This is a genomic window from Okeania sp. SIO2C9 (genome assembly GCF_010672455.1).
Lineage (GTDB): Bacteria > Cyanobacteriota > Cyanobacteriia > Cyanobacteriales > Microcoleaceae > Okeania.
In genome coordinates this window covers 13730-32025 of sequence record NZ_JAAHGO010000071.1, presented here as the reverse complement: position 1 = coordinate 32025, position 18296 = coordinate 13730, and the positions used below count along the sequence as shown (strand labels likewise).

The 18296-nt window shown below is 37.0% G+C and carries 11 protein-coding genes; 7 read left to right on the top strand and 4 right to left on the bottom strand.

What is annotated here, in order from left to right; translation table 11 throughout:
• Positions 1–265 precede the first annotated feature (265 nt).
• Positions 266–3331 (bottom strand): type ISP restriction/modification enzyme, encoded by a 3066-nt coding sequence (locus tag F6K23_RS32255; protein WP_293163772.1) that lies wholly within the window; start codon positions 3329–3331, stop codon positions 266–268.
• 877 nt (positions 3332–4208) lie between these two features.
• Between F6K23_RS32255 and F6K23_RS32250 the strand changes: the two genes are divergently transcribed.
• The 6 genes from F6K23_RS32250 (at position 4209) to F6K23_RS32220 (ending at position 11410) form a co-directional block, all read left to right on the top strand.
• Positions 4209–5456 (top strand): pitrilysin family protein, encoded by a 1248-nt coding sequence (locus F6K23_RS32250; protein WP_293163770.1) that lies wholly within the window; start codon positions 4209–4211, stop codon positions 5454–5456.
• 240 nt (positions 5457–5696) lie between these two features.
• Positions 5697–6917, top strand: a complete 1221-nt coding sequence (locus F6K23_RS32245) for an RNA-guided endonuclease TnpB family protein (protein ID WP_293163766.1) — start codon at positions 5697–5699, stop codon at positions 6915–6917.
• Complete coding sequence (locus F6K23_RS32240; protein WP_293163763.1) at positions 6914–7273, top strand: peptidoglycan-binding protein; 360 nt, start codon at positions 6914–6916, stop codon at positions 7271–7273. Before F6K23_RS32245 ends, F6K23_RS32240 begins: the two co-directional genes overlap by 4 nt.
• Complete coding sequence (locus tag F6K23_RS32235; RefSeq protein WP_293163760.1) at positions 7254–8228, top strand: acetyl-CoA carboxylase carboxyltransferase subunit alpha; 975 nt, start codon at positions 7254–7256, stop codon at positions 8226–8228. The genes F6K23_RS32240 and F6K23_RS32235 overlap by 20 nt, the downstream gene beginning before the upstream one ends.
• Before the next feature lie 581 nt (positions 8229–8809).
• Entirely contained in the window at positions 8810–9532 is a 723-nt protein-coding gene (gene folE, locus F6K23_RS32225) for a GTP cyclohydrolase I FolE (protein ID WP_293163757.1), read from the top strand.
• A 435-nt stretch (positions 9533–9967) separates the two neighbouring features.
• Positions 9968–11410: a phosphoglucomutase/phosphomannomutase family protein gene (locus tag F6K23_RS32220; protein ID WP_293163754.1), complete on the top strand. Its 1443-nt coding sequence runs from the start codon at positions 9968–9970 to the stop codon at positions 11408–11410.
• A 1287-nt stretch (positions 11411–12697) separates the two neighbouring features.
• Here the strand turns inward: F6K23_RS32220 and F6K23_RS32215 are convergent.
• Positions 12698–12847 (bottom strand): hypothetical protein, encoded by a 150-nt coding sequence (locus tag F6K23_RS32215; RefSeq protein WP_293163751.1) that lies wholly within the window; start codon positions 12845–12847, stop codon positions 12698–12700.
• Positions 12848–14040: 1193 nt separating this feature from the next.
• Here F6K23_RS32215 and F6K23_RS32210 point away from each other — a divergent pair.
• The gene (locus F6K23_RS32210; RefSeq protein WP_293163748.1) at positions 14041–17388 is read left to right on the top strand and encodes an NACHT domain-containing NTPase; all 3348 of its coding nucleotides are present in this window, start codon (positions 14041–14043) and stop codon (positions 17386–17388) included.
• A gap of 511 nt (positions 17389–17899) precedes the next feature.
• On the opposite strand, the gene F6K23_RS32205 is transcribed toward F6K23_RS32210, so the two are convergent.
• Complete coding sequence (locus F6K23_RS32205; RefSeq protein WP_293163745.1) at positions 17900–18037, bottom strand: hypothetical protein; 138 nt, start codon at positions 18035–18037, stop codon at positions 17900–17902.
• Between the two features lie 29 nt (positions 18038–18066).
• A complete protein-coding gene (locus F6K23_RS32200; protein ID WP_293163742.1) occupies positions 18067–18204 on the bottom strand; it encodes a hypothetical protein in 138 nt (45 codons plus the stop codon).
• Positions 18205–18296: the final 92 nt, after the last annotated feature.

The following is an 18296-nucleotide window of genomic DNA, read 5'->3' as shown; positions in this document are numbered from 1 at the left end:
AAAATGCAAATATGATTTCCCTCTTCCTCAATATTCAGAAAATTGCTCATCTCCCCTCCGATTGTTATGCGCTTCAGAAAATGCAAATATGATTTCTCTCTTCCCAATATTCAGAAAATTACTCATCTCCCCTCCGATTGTTATGCGCTTCAGAAAATGCAAATATGATTTCTCTTTCCTAATATTCAGAAAATTACTCATCTCCCCTCCGATTGTTATGCGCTTCAGAAAATGCAAATATGATTTCTCTCTTCCCAATACGAAATTATGATTTGTCGGTAGTTTCCATTTTCTGAATAATTTTCATAGTTTCGACACTAACGGTACAAACTTTTTGTAGTAGGTCAATGACTGTTTCTTTATAGTCGGCAAAACTATAGGTATTAAATTTTTCAGCGATGGTTTTGTCTCTGGGTTTCTTTTCTTTGTATTGGTCTAATACCCATTCCAAAGCACTGCGGTTTCCGAGGCGATATTCCCAGACAATTTTGGGAATTTTTTCTAATGTTGTGATGGTATCTATTAATATTTTGTCTTTGGTTTTATCTGCTTTAAGTTTTGGTTTTGGAGTGGGTTTGTTGTCGGTGGTTGGTAAGTCGATACGAGTTAATGGGTAAGGTCTAATAGTTTCATAGTTGATGTGTAAGTCGATTAATTTTTTGCCCCATTTTACCCACTGTTGGAAATTTTCATAGAAGGGGAGACGGGGAAATTCTCGCTTGAGGTTTTGTTCATATTTTTGACGGTAGGTTGGGTGGTGTAAGACGGCGTAGGTGTAATGGAAAATGTCTAGTTTTTTGATTTTTTTATTGCTGTAATGAGTTTGGAATTTTTGGAGACTCCAGTTGGTAATATTTTCTTGGCGGTTTCCATTTTCGTCGTAGCGGTAGAGGGTTAATATTTGAGAAAGTCTTGAACCAATTCCATTATCACAAATGCAATTCGTAGCTATAACAACAAAAGGAACTTGTTTATGAATTGTCAAACAAATTGCTATGTTATCTTTGCCAATAGGAAAAATTTGTTCCTGTTGATATAGTCTATGTACGATAACTTTTGCCAGATAAAGGTATTTTTTGGTAAACGGACGCCAAGTAGATGTAACTATAAAATCAGGATTAAACTCTAGGGTGGAATTTCTCAGTAAATGATCTTCCAGTTCAGAAGTCCACTTAATTTTTCGATCGACAAAATCGTTAATTGCTTTTTTCTTGTTTGATTTATACCATCTAACTTTTTCTTGTTCATAAAAATCACAAAAAAACTGAATTTTTTTTGCTAGCTGCTGTCTATCGAAGTTGTATAACCATTCATCTCTACTTGTTACTATTCCAATAGAAAATATTTTAAATATTGCCGTTTCATCTGTTTGGCTTTTAGCGAGTTTAGTATTTTTATTTGCTAGAGGTAGTAAACTATCAAAGTCATTATTTGTAAGATTTATCCAGTTATTATTTTTGTCTGGTGTAATATTTTCAAACGAAATATTAGCAAATTTAGTGGCAGCTAAAAATTTAAGCTTATTCTCTCTTAATTCGTGAACATTAAATGGATGACTGTAATATATTCTATTTCTTGTTGTTTGTTCTTGACTATCTTTAACCAAAAAGGATATAGCGATTCCTGTCATAGCAGATTTTCCAAATATAGTATGTTTTTCTCCGATAAAAATACCATCTCTACCTGAAATAGCTCTGACATCACCCCCCAAGTCAAGAAAATAAGCATGAGAAAATTCTTCACTTATCACTTTTCTAAACCCATCAAAAGAACTAGCATCTAAACATGAAGAGTTAGTTATAAAACAAATTATTCCTTGTTTATCTAATCTATCTGTTGCCCACCTAAAAAAACGAGAATACATATCATAAACTTTTGTCTTTTGTGCTCTACTTTCTTGAACATAAGTATCTTTGATTCGTTTATCAATTCCTGGATACGCGCGATTCTTATTATTATCATTTTCATTAGCTTGGTTTGCATTATAAGGAGGATTGCCAATAATCACCGAAATCTCACAATCATTTTGCCGTTTAATCCGCTCAGTATTCTCCACGGTCATCGCAAATAGATCTAACTGCTTATACTCAAAGGAACTATGGTCTAAAGTATCAACAAAACAAATATTATTAAACTCCTCATAACTCCCCATTTTCTGCTGATAAGTATATTCAATATTCAGATTCGCAATATAATAGGGCAAAATTGCCACCTCATTACAAAAAATCTCATTCTGATACTTATGCTTCAACTTATTCTTCGGCAAATATTCAATCAACTCCGTGACAAAAGTACCAGTTCCAGTCGCAGGGTCAAGAATTTTTACCCCAGAATCAGCTAATAATTTGCCGAAATGTTTATCCACCAAATAATCAACACTTTCAACCATAAATTTCACAATTTCACTGGGAGTATAAACAATCCCCAATCTATCTGCCCCCAGAGGATTATAAGACTTATAAAAATTCTCATAAACTACCTTCAAAAATTCCTGTTTTTCATGATGATTATAAATACTGGCAGCCTTTCTTTTAATTACCCCGTAATAACGCTCGATAGAACTCAAAGTATTACGTCGGATACTGCCAACAAAAAAAGTATTTAAAACCTCCTCCAACTCCCTCGCAATATTATTCTCCCGGTGAAACTGAGACTCATTAAAAATATTCAGAAAAATATCCTCAGTCAAGATGTGTTGAATAATCATTTCCTGCACATCAAACAAACTAACTTCAGGATTAATCGACTCTCGACAAATAGTCAAAAACTTATCCCTAGCCAAACAAAACTTTTGATTATTCTCCGACTGTTTAGCAATTAAATCTCGTAAACTTTTTAAAATAGTAGGTAAGTCTGCCTGAAAAGTAGTAATAGCCTCGCGAAAATCCTTAACTTCCGGGCGAACATAATTAATAAAAGCATTAATAATTCCATCCAAAGCATCAGCATTTCCCATTGAAACTCTAGAAGTTTCTTGACCTGCTTGAATCAAAACGGCCGTCTGCGAATCCTCAAACAAAATATTATCGTCAGGATAACCCTTCGCTAATTTTTTCTCAATTTCCTCATCTAAAACATCATATTCATCCTTACTTTCCCAAAACCCCCAATCCAAACGCAAAGCATCTTTAACTGTTCCATCAGGAGTAACCTTTTGACCAGTTTTAGTTTTATAATCCAGTTCTGGAATTAATCGAAAATCTCTAGTCTTGCAATATTCATTTAATAGATATTGAAAAGCAGACCGAATCGAACTTTCATTCCGAGAACCGCCATATTGAATAATACGTTCTACTTCGGTATAGTATTGATTAATTAATAATTTAGACATAGTTTTAATAAAAATTGGGAGTTGGGAGTCAGTAGATAGAAAGAAGTTTTCTTCAATGAAGAAAGGTAATTAGATTATAATGCTAGTCATACCGTTTTACTAAAGTCAAAAATTAAAAGTCAAAAGTGATATTTTCAGTACTTAAAGCCTCTACTCTAGTAAGTATTCAGCTATTAGCGGTCAGCTATAAGCTTTTTAATGAATGAAGCAAGCATTCGTTTAATTTCTACTACATTCTTAACCAGAGATTCGTACTCTGAAGCTTTGATAAAATTGCTTTTTTCTCCTTTAAAGGTAATAAAGCTGTTTGCGCAGCATTCCGTAGGAATAGCTGACTGCTGTTTGCGCAGCATTCCGCAGGAAATGCTTACCTACTCTAAAGTAATCTTAGCTTATTATTTAACTTCATCAGTTACCAACTATTTGTGAAATTAGCTATGATACTTAAAATTAACAATGCCAAAACATTTGTGTAAGTTATTGTTCAATATACCAGTTTCAAAAAATAAGTATTTGTGTAAAATAAACAGTGTATTTTGAATAGACAAGGAGTACCCAAAAAGCTACATAAAAATCAAAGTGTAACTCAATAAACATCTCCAGAAAAGAGGGAGTAGGAAGTAGGAGGAAAGAATCGATCATTTATGTGCGATAATTAATCTTATTTTCTATTATTAGAGATGTCTAATGGTAAAAACACAAAAAAAATGAATAGGGTCTTCGGATCTTACCTAACTCTTGACTACTGACTAATAGCAATCACCGAATCAGATGTGAGAATTTTATTGCTTCTGTGTTCCCTATTCCCTGTTCCCTAAAAATCTACAATATCTCACAACTCAAATAAGATTTCTAAATATTGAAAATTAAAAAATTAATGATTAAAAAAAATATAGAGCGAAAAGTCCTGAATAATGGCATAGTTGTCATCACAACAGAAAATAAGACAGCGGATATTGTCTCAGCCAAAATATTCTTACGAATAGGTAGTCGCTATGAACCCAGAGAACAGGCAGGAATCTCTCACTTATTAGCAGCAGTATTAACCAAAGGGACAGAAAAATTATCCTCTCTAGATATCGCCCATAAAGTTGAATCAGTAGGAGCAAGACTAGGTACAGATACAAGCACAGACTATTTCTTACTGAGCATAAAAACCGTATCTACCGATTTTCCAGATATATTTCAACTGTCAGGAGAAATAATTAGATATCCATCATTTCCAGAAACAGAAATTGAACTAGAAAAACGAATTACTATTCAAAGTATTCGCTCTCAACTAGAACAACCTTTTACCGTAGCATTCTCTCAATTACGAGAAATGATGTATCAAAATCATCCTTATGCTTTATCAACTTTAGGCACAGAAAAAACAGTTTCTCAAATTACCCGCGCCAATCTTCAAAAATTTCATCAAACTCACTTCCGTCCAGATAATATAATCATATCTATAGTAGGTAATATTACTAACGCCAAAGCAATTAATTTAGTTGAACAAATATTAGGAGATTGGCAAAAACCAGAAACACCTCCGGTAACTTTAAACTTACCAAGTCTAACTCCCCAACCATCAAAAGCAACAACATTCCAAGAAACTCAACAATCAATTATTATGCTTGGTTATTTAGCAGCAAATGTTAATAGTTCTGACTATGCTCCTCTCAAATTAATTAATACTTATTTGGGCAATGGTTTATCCAGTCGCTTATTTGTTGAACTGAGAGAAAAAAGAGGTTTAGCTTATGATGTATCTGCTTTTTATCCTACCCGTTTAGATATCTCTAACTTTACAGTTTATATAGGAACTGCTACAGAAAATACAGCGATCGCTAAAGCAGGATTAAGAGAAGAAGTAGAGCGCTTAGTGAATAACCAACTTAGCTCAGAAGAATTACAAGTCTCCAAAAACAAATTATTAGGTCAATATGCTTTGAGTAAACAAACAAACTCACAAATTGCTCAAATTTTAGGATGGTATGAAATTTTAGGTTTGGGTATGGAATTTGACGCTAATTTTCAAGAAAATCTGACAATGGTAAGTACTGCTCAGGCACAAGAAGTTGCTAGTAAATATTTCATTGAACCCTATATTTCAATTGTTGGACCGGAAGAAGATGGAGATTAAAAATTTATATATTATAGATTATAGATATAGGCGTGAAAAAGGTATAGGTAAGCACCGCTGCAGCAGTTGTTAAATTTCAAGAAAATGTAGGGTTAATCCCAAATAGAATTGTTGACCAAAATACTTGGAATCTTTTATTACCGAAAAATTGGGTCTAAAGCCTTGCCCTTCTAGGGCCACTTTTAAATTGGTTTTTATTCAGTAAATATGTTATCATGTTGTTAGTTTAAAAGTCAGGTTATGAAAGCTAGATTTAAGTATCGTATCTATCCAACACCGGGACAAAAATACCGATTAGCAAAGCTATTTGGTTGTGTCCGTGTGGTTTGGAATGATAGTCTAGCTTGCTGCCAAGAAAAGTATAGATCGGGAGAAAAGAAGCCCCATAATTCTCAACTACAAAAACAGTTTATCACTCAATCAAAAAAGACTGAATACAGAGAATGGTTATCAGAAGTTTCTGCTATACCATTGCAGCAATCATTGAATGATTTAAACCAGGCTTATCAAAACTTTTTCAAATCAACTAAAGGTCAAAGAAAAGGTAGACCTATTAGACCTACTAAATTTAAAAGTAGAAAGTCAAAGCAAACTGCTAGGTTTACAAAGGGAGGATTTAAAGTTGGTCAACATAAAATCTATTTAGCCAAGATTGGAAAGCTGAAAATAGTTTGGTCAAGAGATTTACCTGCTGCTCCGTCATCAGTAACAGTAATAAAAGATTCCGTTCATAGATATTTCTTGAGTTTTGTAGTAGAAATACAACCAGAAATCTTACCTCAAACTGATAATTCAGTAGGTATAGATTTAGGTATTAAAACCTTTGCTACATTTAGTGACGGTACAAAGATTGATGCACCAAAGCCACTGAAGAAACGAATTAAGAAGTATCAAAAGTTAAGTAAGTCATTATCTCATAAAACTAAGGGGTCTAAAAGGTATGAAAAAGCCAGGGTTAGAGTAGCTAAATTCCATGCCAAACTGAAAGATACAAGAACAGATTTTCTGCATAAATTATCTACTGAAATAATTCGTGAAAACCAAACAATTATTTTAGAAGATTTAAACGTTTCTGGTATGATTAAGAACCGTAAATTATCCAAAGCAATTTCAGATCTAGGTTGGAGACAATTCAGAACATTCCTAGAAGGAAAAGCAGAAAAATATGGTCGTGATTTTAGAGTAATTAATCGTTGGGAGCCAACATCCCAAATTTGCTCAAATTGTGGCTTTAAAGGTGGAAAGTTAGACCTTCAGGTGCGAGAATGGGAGTGTCTCAACTGCGGTGCAAAACATGATAGAGACGAGAATGCAGCAATAAATATATTAGTCGCGGGCGGGCAGTCCGAGACAAAAAAGCGCACCGAACCCGCGCCGCCGAAAGGCGCAAGGGAACGCGGAGCAAGAAACGGACGTGGAGGCAAGTGTAAGACTACCGCCTACGGTAGCAGCAGCCTGTGAGACGTCAACCCGCCGAGGAGTTACGGCTCGGTAGGAATCCCCGTGCCTTTAGGCCGGGGAGGATGTCAACAATTCTCAAAATTGGCATGAGAGGTAATGCAGTCAGAGGATTACAACAGCGTCTTAAGGCCCAAGGATTTTTAAAAGGAAAAATAGATGGGATATTTGGCCTTAAAACTCAAACTGCTGTTAAGATGGCTCAAAGAAAATATGAACAAAAGTTAAGATGGGATTGTAGATGCTCCTCTATGGATAGCTTTACTACGTTAATCAAAAAACTGATGAATTGTGGTAAACTTAACAATGTTAATGTGGAACTTAAAATAAAAACTAGGTGTGCCCAAATCAGAACGTAAAATTCTCCTAGATTTTGAAAAACCTCTGGCAGAATTAGAAAACCGTATAAATCAGATTCGTGAACTAGCTAAAGACTGTAGTAGTGTAGATGTATCTGAGCAAATTAGCCAACTAGAATCTAAAGCAACTCAACTACGTCAAGAAATCTTTAATGGTCTTTCCCCTGTACAGAGACTACAATTAGCCCGCCACCCAAGGCGACCAAGTACTCTGGATTATATCCAAGCAATTTGTGATGAGTGGATCGAGTTACATGGCGATCGCGGTGGTAGTGACGATCCAGCAATAGTAGGGGGATTGGCCAGAATAGATGGAAAGCCAACTATAATTATTGGTCATCAAAAAGGACGAGATACCAAAGATAATGTAGCCCGCAATTTCGGTATGGCCTCAGCAGGAGGGTATCGCAAAGCAATGAGACTAATGGAACATGGCAATAGTTTTGGAATGCCAATCTTGACCTTTATTGATACTCCTGGTGCATGGCCAGGTGTAGAAGCCGAAAAATTGGGACAAGGAGAAGCGATCGCCTACAATCTACGATCGATGTTTCATCTAGATGTACCAATAATTTGTACGGTGATTGGAGAAGGTGGTTCAGGTGGGGCGTTAGGAATTGGAGTGGGCGATCGATTGCTCATGTTAGAACATTCTGTATATACAGTTGCTAGTCCTGAAGCTTGTGCAGCAATTCTATGGAAAGATGCCGGTAAAGCTTCTCAAGCAGCAGATGCTTTGAAAATAACCTCTTGGGATTTAAAAAATATAGGGATTATAGATCGTGTCATTCCAGAACCAAATGGTGGCGCTCATGCTAACCCATTACAGGCAGCAGAAAATCTCAAAAAGGCCATAGTTAGTAATATAGAAGAATTAACTAGGATAAGCAGTGAGGAACGCCGAAAACAACGTTATCAAAAGTTCCGTTCCATAGGAGTATTTTTGGAAACTTAAAAACTGAAATTGATTTTGTCTTCTGGTCAACCGCTTCGTGGAAGTCAAAAGTCACAAATTATTACCCCATTAATAAAAGATTGATTTTTCTACGGATGAATCTCCTGTCTGTGTATCCAGTTAATTTTTTTGATTAAATCCACAAGATGGATAAGAAAGATGATTGTTAGTGACTTATTATTTTTACTCTAGGAGTACTCAATAGACGATCCACATAATAAAATGTAATGCAAATAAAGTGATTATAATTTAGCTGAATCGCCGAGAAGCCTCACGCCATAATATGCAGATTTGGTGTTAGATGAATCGGCAGAAAATTGAATAAATAGGTTCGATGCCCATTCAATTTGCATGCTATCCCAGCAGAAGCTTTATTGCGGTGTTTTAATAGACCGCGACTTAAATGCGGCGATAAATATCAAAAATAGGGCGGTAGGGCATTCCGTCCTTAAAGCACGCGCGTGCCCGACGGAAGACCGGGGCTGCGAAACGAGAAGCCCAAACTATAGCGCCAGCTTAGTGTGGGAGTATGTCACGTCAAGATACAACTTGCTTTTTTTTAAATCTGATCCGGATCTACTATGACTCAAACTTTTTCCAACGCTTTCAATAACACAATCAGTATCAATGGTGCTAAAACTTCAGATGCAGCTACAAATGGTATTTCTCACCGACCTGACCGCAGCTCCTCATCTAATGGTCAACCAATAAGGCAACAACCTCCTGCTGAAGAGACCAATGAAGCAATGATGGAAGCAGTACGAACAATGCTACTATCATTAGGAGAAGACCCTAAACGAGAAGGATTACTCAAGACACCTAAGCGGGTTGCAGAAGCAATGCGATTCCTTACTCAAGGCTATAATCAATCCGTTGAAGAAATTGTCAATAATGCCATTTTTGACGAAGGTCATAACGAAATGGTTCTAGTTAGAGATATCAGTCTTTTTAGTCTTTGTGAACATCATATGTTACCATTTATGGGAAAAGCTCATGTAGCTTATATTCCCAATCAAAAAGTAGTAGGTCTTAGTAAGCTAGCTCGGATTGTGGAAATGTATTCTCGTAGATTGCAAGTTCAGGAGCGACTCAACCGTCAAATTGCTGAGGCAATTCAACAAGTTTTAGAACCAAAAGGTGTTGCAGTTGTCATAGAAGCTACTCATACCTCTATGGTAATGCGAGGAGTACAAAAACCTGGGTCTTGGACTGTCACCAGTGCTATGCTTGGTTTATTTGAAGAAGATCAGAAAGTTAGAGAGGAATACCTAAGCTTAATTCGCCATCAACCTGCATTCTTTTAATAGCTAGTGCCACTATGCAGAAGTTAAAATTCAGCGTAAGTCAAAAGTCAAAAGTCAAAAGTATTGATCGGTAAGGCTTTTAAGATTTTGTAACTGGTTAGTTATTTCTGCCATCCTGCACTACTAACTGAATGCTCTGGGAATAAGGAAGCAACTTTTCTTATTTCCCTCTTCTTTTTGACAATAATTATGTACAGAAAAGTAGTAGTGAAAAGCTGAAATTCAATAATTGATAATTACCTCTCCCTAAAACGGATAGGATTGAATAAAAGGAAAATTTTTTCTCTCTTGGTCGATTGGATATGGCTCCGAGACCTCGCCATCCCTCGACCGCTTGTTTCTCCTTTAAAAGAGAGGATTTTTACCTTAGTTATTCGGTAAAAGCAAATAATTTAGACAAAAAAATCTATCTATAAATATAAAGAGATTTATGGTATGGCTAAACCAATAAAATTTGGAACAGATGGCTGGCGCGGTGTTATAGCTGATGATTTTACTTTTGAACGAGTTTCTTTAGTAGCCCCAATAGCAGCGCGAATTTTAGAGAAAAATTATGCTGGTTCTACGAATAATAGTAAAACAGTAATTGTTGGCTACGACCGTAGGTTTATGGCCGAAGAATTTGCCCAAGTTGCTGCTGAAGCTATTCAAAATGCAGGGTTTGATGTGCTGTTAACAGATACTTATGCTCCTACTCCAGCTTTTAGTTGGGCAGCATTTGAAAAACAAGCTCTTGGGGCAATCGTAATGACTGCTAGTCATAATCCAGGAAAATATTTAGGGTTAAAAGTAAAGGGTGCTTTTGGTGGGTCAGTCCCCCCAGAAATTACACAACAAATAGAAGATTTATTAACAGTTGAAGTAGAAAAAAATCAAGTTCAGGGGAGCAAAATAGAAAATTTTAATCCTTGGCCGAGTTATTGTGAAACTCTACAAAAAATGGTAGATATTAACAATATTAAGTCTGCTATTAATGAAGGAAAATTAAAAGTTTTTGCAGATGTAATGCACGGTGCTGCTGCGGGAGGGTTACAAAAGATATTGGGAGTAGAAATTCAAGAGGTTAATGGTAATCGCGATCCTTTATTTGATGGTGGTGCTCCTGAACCTTTGCCTCGCTATTTGAGTAAACTTTTTAAAGAAATGAAAAGTTATCGAGCGGCAAATCAGGGAAGTTTATCCATTGGATTAGTGTTTGATGGAGATAGCGATCGCATTGCTGCTGTGGATGGTGAGGGTAATTTTCTCAGCTCCCAAATTTTAATTCCTATTCTGATAGAACATCTGACAACTAGGCATGGGTTTACTGGGGAAGTGGTAAAAACTATTAGTGGTTCGGATCTATTTCCGAAGGTGGCACAGTTATATAATATGCCAATTTTTGAAACTCCCATCGGTTATAAATATATTGCCGACCGGATGTTGTCAACTCAGGTGCTTGTGGGTGGAGAAGAGTCTGGGGGTATTGGTTATGGTACTCATATTCCGGAAAGGGATGCTTTATTATCTGCACTCTATTTGTTAGAAGCAGTAGTTATGTCTGGTCAAGATTTAAGTGCAATTTACGGGAAACTTCAAGAAAAAACAGGTTTTAGTTCTGTTTATGACAGGATAGATTTACCTTTGCCTAATATGGAGGTGCGATCGCGTTTGTTGGAGCAGTTACAAAGTTATCCTTTGACAGAGGTTGCTGGACAAAAAGTGGTTGATTGTTTGACTATAGATGGGTATAAGTTGCGGTTAGCTGATAGTCGTTGGTTATTGATTCGGTTTAGTGGTACTGAACCTGTTTTGCGACTTTATTGTGAAGCTGCGGATATGCAGCAGGTTAAGCAAACTTTGGAGTGGGCTAAAAATTGGGCTAACAGTATTGCTTGATTTATGCAAAGTTGCAAACTAATGCTCTAGTTTTGATGTCTAGCACTTTACTGAAGTCAGCACTCAGGAGTTAGGAGTTAAATTCTGGCGTTGCTGAGTGGTAATGATTTTTAGATTAAGTATCAACCCAAAACATAAGTTTTTCAATTTTACCAAATAATTAAGGTTTAAAGCCTCTCCTTTAAAGGAGAAACAAGAAAATATTTTCATGATTATTCAATCCTATCCGTTTTAGGGAGAGGTAATTATCAATTATCAATTATCAATTATTGAACTTCAGCTACTTACTATTAGATTAGAGCAACTGCTAGACAAGGATTTGGCCACGGATACACGGATGATTAATCTGCATTCTGTGAAGCTCAAAAAAAAAGCAAGGCTTTTCCCCTTGCAACGCCAAAAAAAATTATGATAGTATGTAATCATTGGGAGTTACTTGCCCCTACACATGACTTTTTATTCAACTAAAAAACAGCTTTTCATTACTGAATACATATAGAAGGGATACTCACACCATCAAAGCACCAGAAAGTTATCATCCTGTGAAGCACTAAGGAAAGAAGTGGCGACACCGAAAAATTTTCACCCCATCAACACATCCATATATTGACTCATGTAGAAGCGATGTAGTTACCGCACTTGCTCCACTAACGCTATATTCACAAACCCCAAATTATCATCTTGTGAAGCTCTAAAAAAACAGCCAATGGTTGTTTCCCTTGCATCCTCAAAAAAATCGTGATATAATTTAATCATTGGGAGTTGCTCGCCCCTACGAATGACTCTTTATTCAACACCAAAATAGCATTTAGTCACTGAATACATATAGAAGGGAAACTTACACCATCAAAGCACCAGAAAGTTATCATCCTGTGAAGCACTTAGGAAAGAAGTAGCGGACGCAAAATTTGACCGCCTCATCAACAGTATCTATATTATTCATGTAGAAGGGATGTAACTACCGCACTTGCTCTGCGATCGCTATATTCACAAACCAAAGAAAATTATCATCCTGTGAAGCTCCAAAAAAAACGACAAGGAATTTCCCCTTGCACCCTCAAAAAAATCGTGATACAATTTAACCATTGGGAGTAACTCGCCCCTACACATGACTTTTTATTCAACCCAAAAACAACATTTCGCCACTGAATACATATAGAAGGGAAACTCACACCATCAAAGCAGAGAAAATTATCATTCGGCGAAGCACTCCGGAAAGAAGTGGCGACACCGAAAAATTTTCACCCCATCAACAGCATCAATATTATTCATGTAGAAGGGATATAGCTACCACACTTGCTCTGCGATCGCTATATTCACAAACCCCAAATCATCATCCTGTGAAGCTCCAAAAAAACGGCCAATGGTTGTTCCTCTTGCATCCCCAAAAAAATCGTGATATGATTCAACCTCTGGGTGTAGCTCGCCCCTACACATGACTTTTTATTCAACTCCAAAACAGCATTTCGCCACTGAATACATATAGAAGAGAAACTCACACCATCAAAGCAGAGAAAATTATCATCCCGTGAAGCACTAAGGAAAGAAGTGGCGGACCCCAAATTTGCCCGCCCCATCAACAGTATCGATATTATTTATGTAGAAGGGATGTAACTACCGCACTTGCTCTGCGATCGCTATATTCACAAACCAAAGAAAATTATCATCCTGTGAAGCTCCAAAAAAACGACAAGGAATTTCCCCTTGCACCCTCAAAAAAATCGTGATACAATTTAAGCATTGGGAGTAACTCTCCCCTACGCATGACTTTTTATTCAACCCAAAAACAGTATTTAGTCACTGAATATATATATAAGGGAAACTCACCCCATAAAAGCAAAGAAAATTATCATCCTGTGAAGCACTAAAGAAAGAAGTGGCGATCGCAAAATTTGCCCCCCCCCATCAACACATCCATATATTTAATCATGTAGAAGGGATGTAACTACCGCACTTGCTCTGCGATCGCTATATTCACAAACCAAAGAAAATTATCATCCTTTGAAGCTCCAAAAAAAACGACAAGGAATTTCCCCTTGCACCCTCAAAAAAATCGTGATACAATTTAACCATTGGGTGTAACTTGCCCCTACACATGACTTTTTATTCAACCCAAAAACAGCATTTAGTCACTAGATATATTATAGAAGGGAAACTCACACCATAAAAGCAGAGAAAATTATCATCCTGTGAAGCACTCAGAGAAAGAATTAACGATCGCAAAATTTGCCCGCCCCATCAACACATCCATATATTTACTCATGTAGAAGGGATCTAGCTACCGCACTTGCTCTGCGATCGCTATATTCACAAATCCAGCAAATTATCATCCTGTGAAGCTCCAAAAAAACGACAAGGAATTTCCCCTTGCATCCTCAAAAAAAAATCCTTGTTGCTAGAGAAGGATTTTGCCACGGATATACGGATGATTAATCTGCATTCTGTGAAGCTCCAAAAAAACGCCAAGGAATTTCCCCTTGCATCGCCAAAAAAATTGTGATATGATTTAACGATTGGGTGTCGCTCGCCCCTACGCATGACTTTTTATTCAACTAAAAAACAAAATTTCGCCACTGAATAAATATAAATTTAACTTTTAACTTCCGCATAGCGGAACTAAATATAAAATTATGGAAGCAGGTTTAGTAGGTTTAGCAGGTTGGGGATTATCAAAAATAGCAGATTCATTGTGGGATACTGCTTGGGAAAAAGGAGGTAAAAACCTCACTCAATCTCTCAATAAAACAGATATAGAAAAAGCAATTAAATCTGGAGAAAAAGCTGTGAAGGAATGGGAAAATAAACTCTCACCTCAACAGCTTTTATTTTATTCAGCTAAACAAGATGGTTGGAATGGAGTTAATAAATTTCTCAGCCAATATTTTCAACATTCTGCTGTTTTGACAGAATTACAAAAACCATTAATCAGTCAAGGCAAGCCAGATATTAATATTTTAATTACTATTTTTCAACAACAAGCACAGACAAAAAATATTCAATTAAATCAACAATCTCTACAACCTTGGATAGAAACCTTTGTGAATGCTTATTTTCAACAAACTGATACTTATATAAAATTCCAAGTAGCTAAACAAAATTATTTTGAGCAGTTAGCAAATTGGTTTGATGATGTAAAATTTGCTGGTATTTCTGTACCTGGGCAAGAAGTAGAAAAATCAGAAAAATTAGCCTATATTTTTGTCATGCCAGATGTGGTAGAAGATGTCTCAATAGTAGGGGGTTTTGAAAGAGATTTATTATTAGCAGGAAGTGGGGAAAAACTGGAAAGGGAATTATTGATAAATACTACAGGCAGAAAATTTTTAGCCTCAGAATTATTAACTCAAAGTCAGTCACGGAAATTTGTAATATTAGGTGCACCTGGTTCGGGAAAAACAACATTGATGAGTTATTTTGCCGTGATGTTGGCATCTATCCCCCCAACCCCCCTTGGTAAGGAGTCGATCCCTCCAACCCCCCTTGGTAAGAGGGGCTATAGTTCTGGAAATTCTGTAGGTGAGATGTTGGAATCTATCCCCCCAACCCCCCTTGGTAAGGGGGGCTATAGTCAGGAAAATCCTCTGGCTCAAAAGAGCGATCGCTCTGGCGAATCTTCTACCCCCCTTTCTAAGGAAGGCCAGGGGGGATTACTAGGTTTAGACCCCAACACCGACTGGCTGCCAATTTTAATTAGGATACGAGACTTAGCGCGACATCCAGACAAAAGCATTCTCGAATATGCTCGGGTATTTGCCGAAAAAACGATGGCAGTTAAAACTTTACCAACAGGATTTTTTGAACATTGGTTAGAAGATGGCAGAGCATTAATTCTGCTCGATGGTTTGGATGAAGTAGCGGAAGAAGGCAAACGTTATGATGTAGTCAGACGCATTGAGAATTTTTTAGGGCAGTTTAACAGAAACCGCGCAATTATTACATCTCGTCCTGCGGGTTATCGACGTGACTTTTTCCGCACTGAGGAATTCCCCCACTATCAAATGCAGTCGTTTGATGATCAGAAGATTTCGGCATTTATAAATAACTGGTATGACAGTCGGTTTCAGGATAAGGGGGAGGCAGAAAGGCGCAAGGAAAGTTTACGAAAGGCGTTGGATGATAATGACAGGATTAAGTTGTTGGCCCGAAATCCTTTGTTATTGACAATAATTGCTTTGATTCATCGGTATCAGGCGGTTTTGCCCAAAAAACGGTTTGAGCTTTATGATGCTGCGGTGAAGACGCTGTTAACTTCCTGGGATGCTAATAAAGAAATCAGTAATAAAGGGGTGTTTAAATATTTAGATTTAGACGATCTACGCAGGTTGATGGAATTGTTGGCTTTTTGGGTGCATACTCAGGGAAATGTTGGGGATAATGAGGGTGGCACTTTGATAGATAGGGATGAGTTGATAGAGCAGTTGAGTCGAGAGATTAAGGGGTTGAAGCAGGTGCAGTTATATCAGGCAAAGGAAGAGGCAGAAAGATTTGTAGAATTGATTCGGGAGCGCACGGGGTTGTTGAATGAACAGGGGCAAGATTTTTATGGGTTTGTGCATAAGACTTTTCAGGAATATTTATGTGCTGAGGAAATTGATTATCAGGCGGATAATGAGGGTGATTTTGAAATTGTTTTGGATAGTATTCGAGAACATTTGCATGAGTCTCACTGGCGGGAAGTTTTACTATTGTTGATAGCGCAACAGAAGCCGAAAAAGGTGGCAAAAGCGATGCGGGCAATTTTGAATCATGGTAGTGAGTATGAGGAGTGGTTACATCGGGATTTGTTTTTTGCTGGAAATTGTTTAGCAGAAGATCCAAAGGGTTTGCGGAGTGTTGATAGTGAGTTAGTGCAGGAGATTTTGGAAAGGTTGGTAGAGCTGGAAATAGTTAATGTAGAGCAGGTTGGTTGGTTAATTCGAGAGCAAGTTGAAGAAATTTTGTGTAATTTGTATGAAACTGATTTTGAGGCACAAGCTTTGGAAATGTTGAAAAAGAAAGCAAATTTAATTGATGAGTGGCGGTTGTGGAAATATCAAGCAGAGTTAGGGGATAAAAATAAGGAAATAGAAGGATTACTAAAAAAACTAAAGAATGATGATTTTTTTATACGCTGGGGTTCAGTTATAGCTTTGGGAGAATTAGGCAAAAATTCTGAAACTATAGTTAATGCTTTACTAGCACAACTCCAAGATGAAAATCTTTTTGTGCGAAGGAGTGTAACTCAAGCGTTGCGAAAGTTAGACGAAAATTCTGAAACTGTACTCAATGCCCTAATAGCAAAGTTTCAAGACGATAATTTTGATGTGCAAAAAGGAGCAGCAATAGCTTTAGGAAGACTAGGCAATGGTTCAGAAACTATAGTTAACTCTCTGCTTGAACTGCTTGAGAATAAAAATTCTTCTATTCGTGCCAGCGCGGCTGTAGCCTTATATCATTTAGATAAACATAAAAACGTCAGTGAAAAAAACTCAGAAGCTATAATTGAAGCTCTATTAGCAAAGCTTCAGGATGAAGATTCTTTGGTGCGTGGGAGAGCAACTTTTGCTCTAGCAAAATTAGGTGAAAACTCAGAAACTACAGTCAAAATTATACTTGCTATGCTTCAAGATGATGATTCTATAGTGCGTGGGTGGGCGGCTTCAGCTTTAGGTATATTGGGTAACAGTTCAGAAATGGTAGTCAACAAGCTACTCGCACAGATTCAAAAAGAAGATTATAGTGTAGGTAAGTGGATAGCCATAGCCTTGAGCGAATTGGGCAACTGCTCTGAAGTCTTATTCAGCAACTTAGTAGCAGGGCTTGATAATGAGGATTCTATAGTCCGTGACAATGCAGCTAAAGCTTTAAGCAAACTAGGCAAAAAATCCAACAATATTCTTCCCACAATCATTCAATGGATTGAACAACACCAAGATTCAGAATATCTAGGCAGTGGTATTAACGCGCTGTGGTATTTAGTTGTAGGTGAGGAGAGTTAAGACTATGAGGCAGTTTGTCAAAATTCAATAGTTAGGCAGTGGGAGCATCTTCCTCCCGTTGTAGCATTCTGCCATACTTCATCTCAATCAGGTACACTACTAGCCGACAAGATACTCAGACTACAGAACATTAAATATTAATATTTGTACTTCACAAGAGCTTTGTTGCATGAAAGTAGCGTTCTTAACATCCATTCCGCAGCTATATCGCTCTGTTTCACGATTATTGATGCACTACCATCTATTGTCCAATAGTTATTACTCTGTTGAGAAAGCTTTCATATAGCGATCGCGATTCTTGATGCACTACCATCTATTGTCCAATAGTCATTGCTCTGCTAATTAAACCTCAAAGCTTTTACAGCTTATAGTTTCCGCCTTTTTCACCTCAAACATTGATCCACTACCATCTATTGTCCAATAGTTATTACTCTGTTGAGAAAGCTTTCATATAGCGATCGCGATTCTTGATGCACTACCATCTATTGTCCAATAGTTATTGCTCTGCTGATTAAAGCTCAAAGCTTTTAGAGGTAAAATTTTCAGTCTTTTTCACCTCAAACATTGATGCACTACCATCTATTGTCCAATAGTTATTACTCTGTTGATTCACGAAAGATAGCGATCGCGATTCTTGATGCACTACCATCTATTGTCCAATAGTTATTGCTCTACTGATTAAACCTCAAAGCTTTTACAGCTTATAGTTTCAGCCTTTTTCACCTCAAACATTGATGCACTACCATCTATTGTCCAATAGTTATTACTCTGTTGATTCACAAAAGATAGCGATCGCGATTCTTGATGCACTACCATCTATTGTCCAATAGTTATTGCTCTACTGATTAAACCTCAAAGCTTTTACAGCTTATAGTTTCAGCCTTTTTCACCTCAAACATTGATGCACT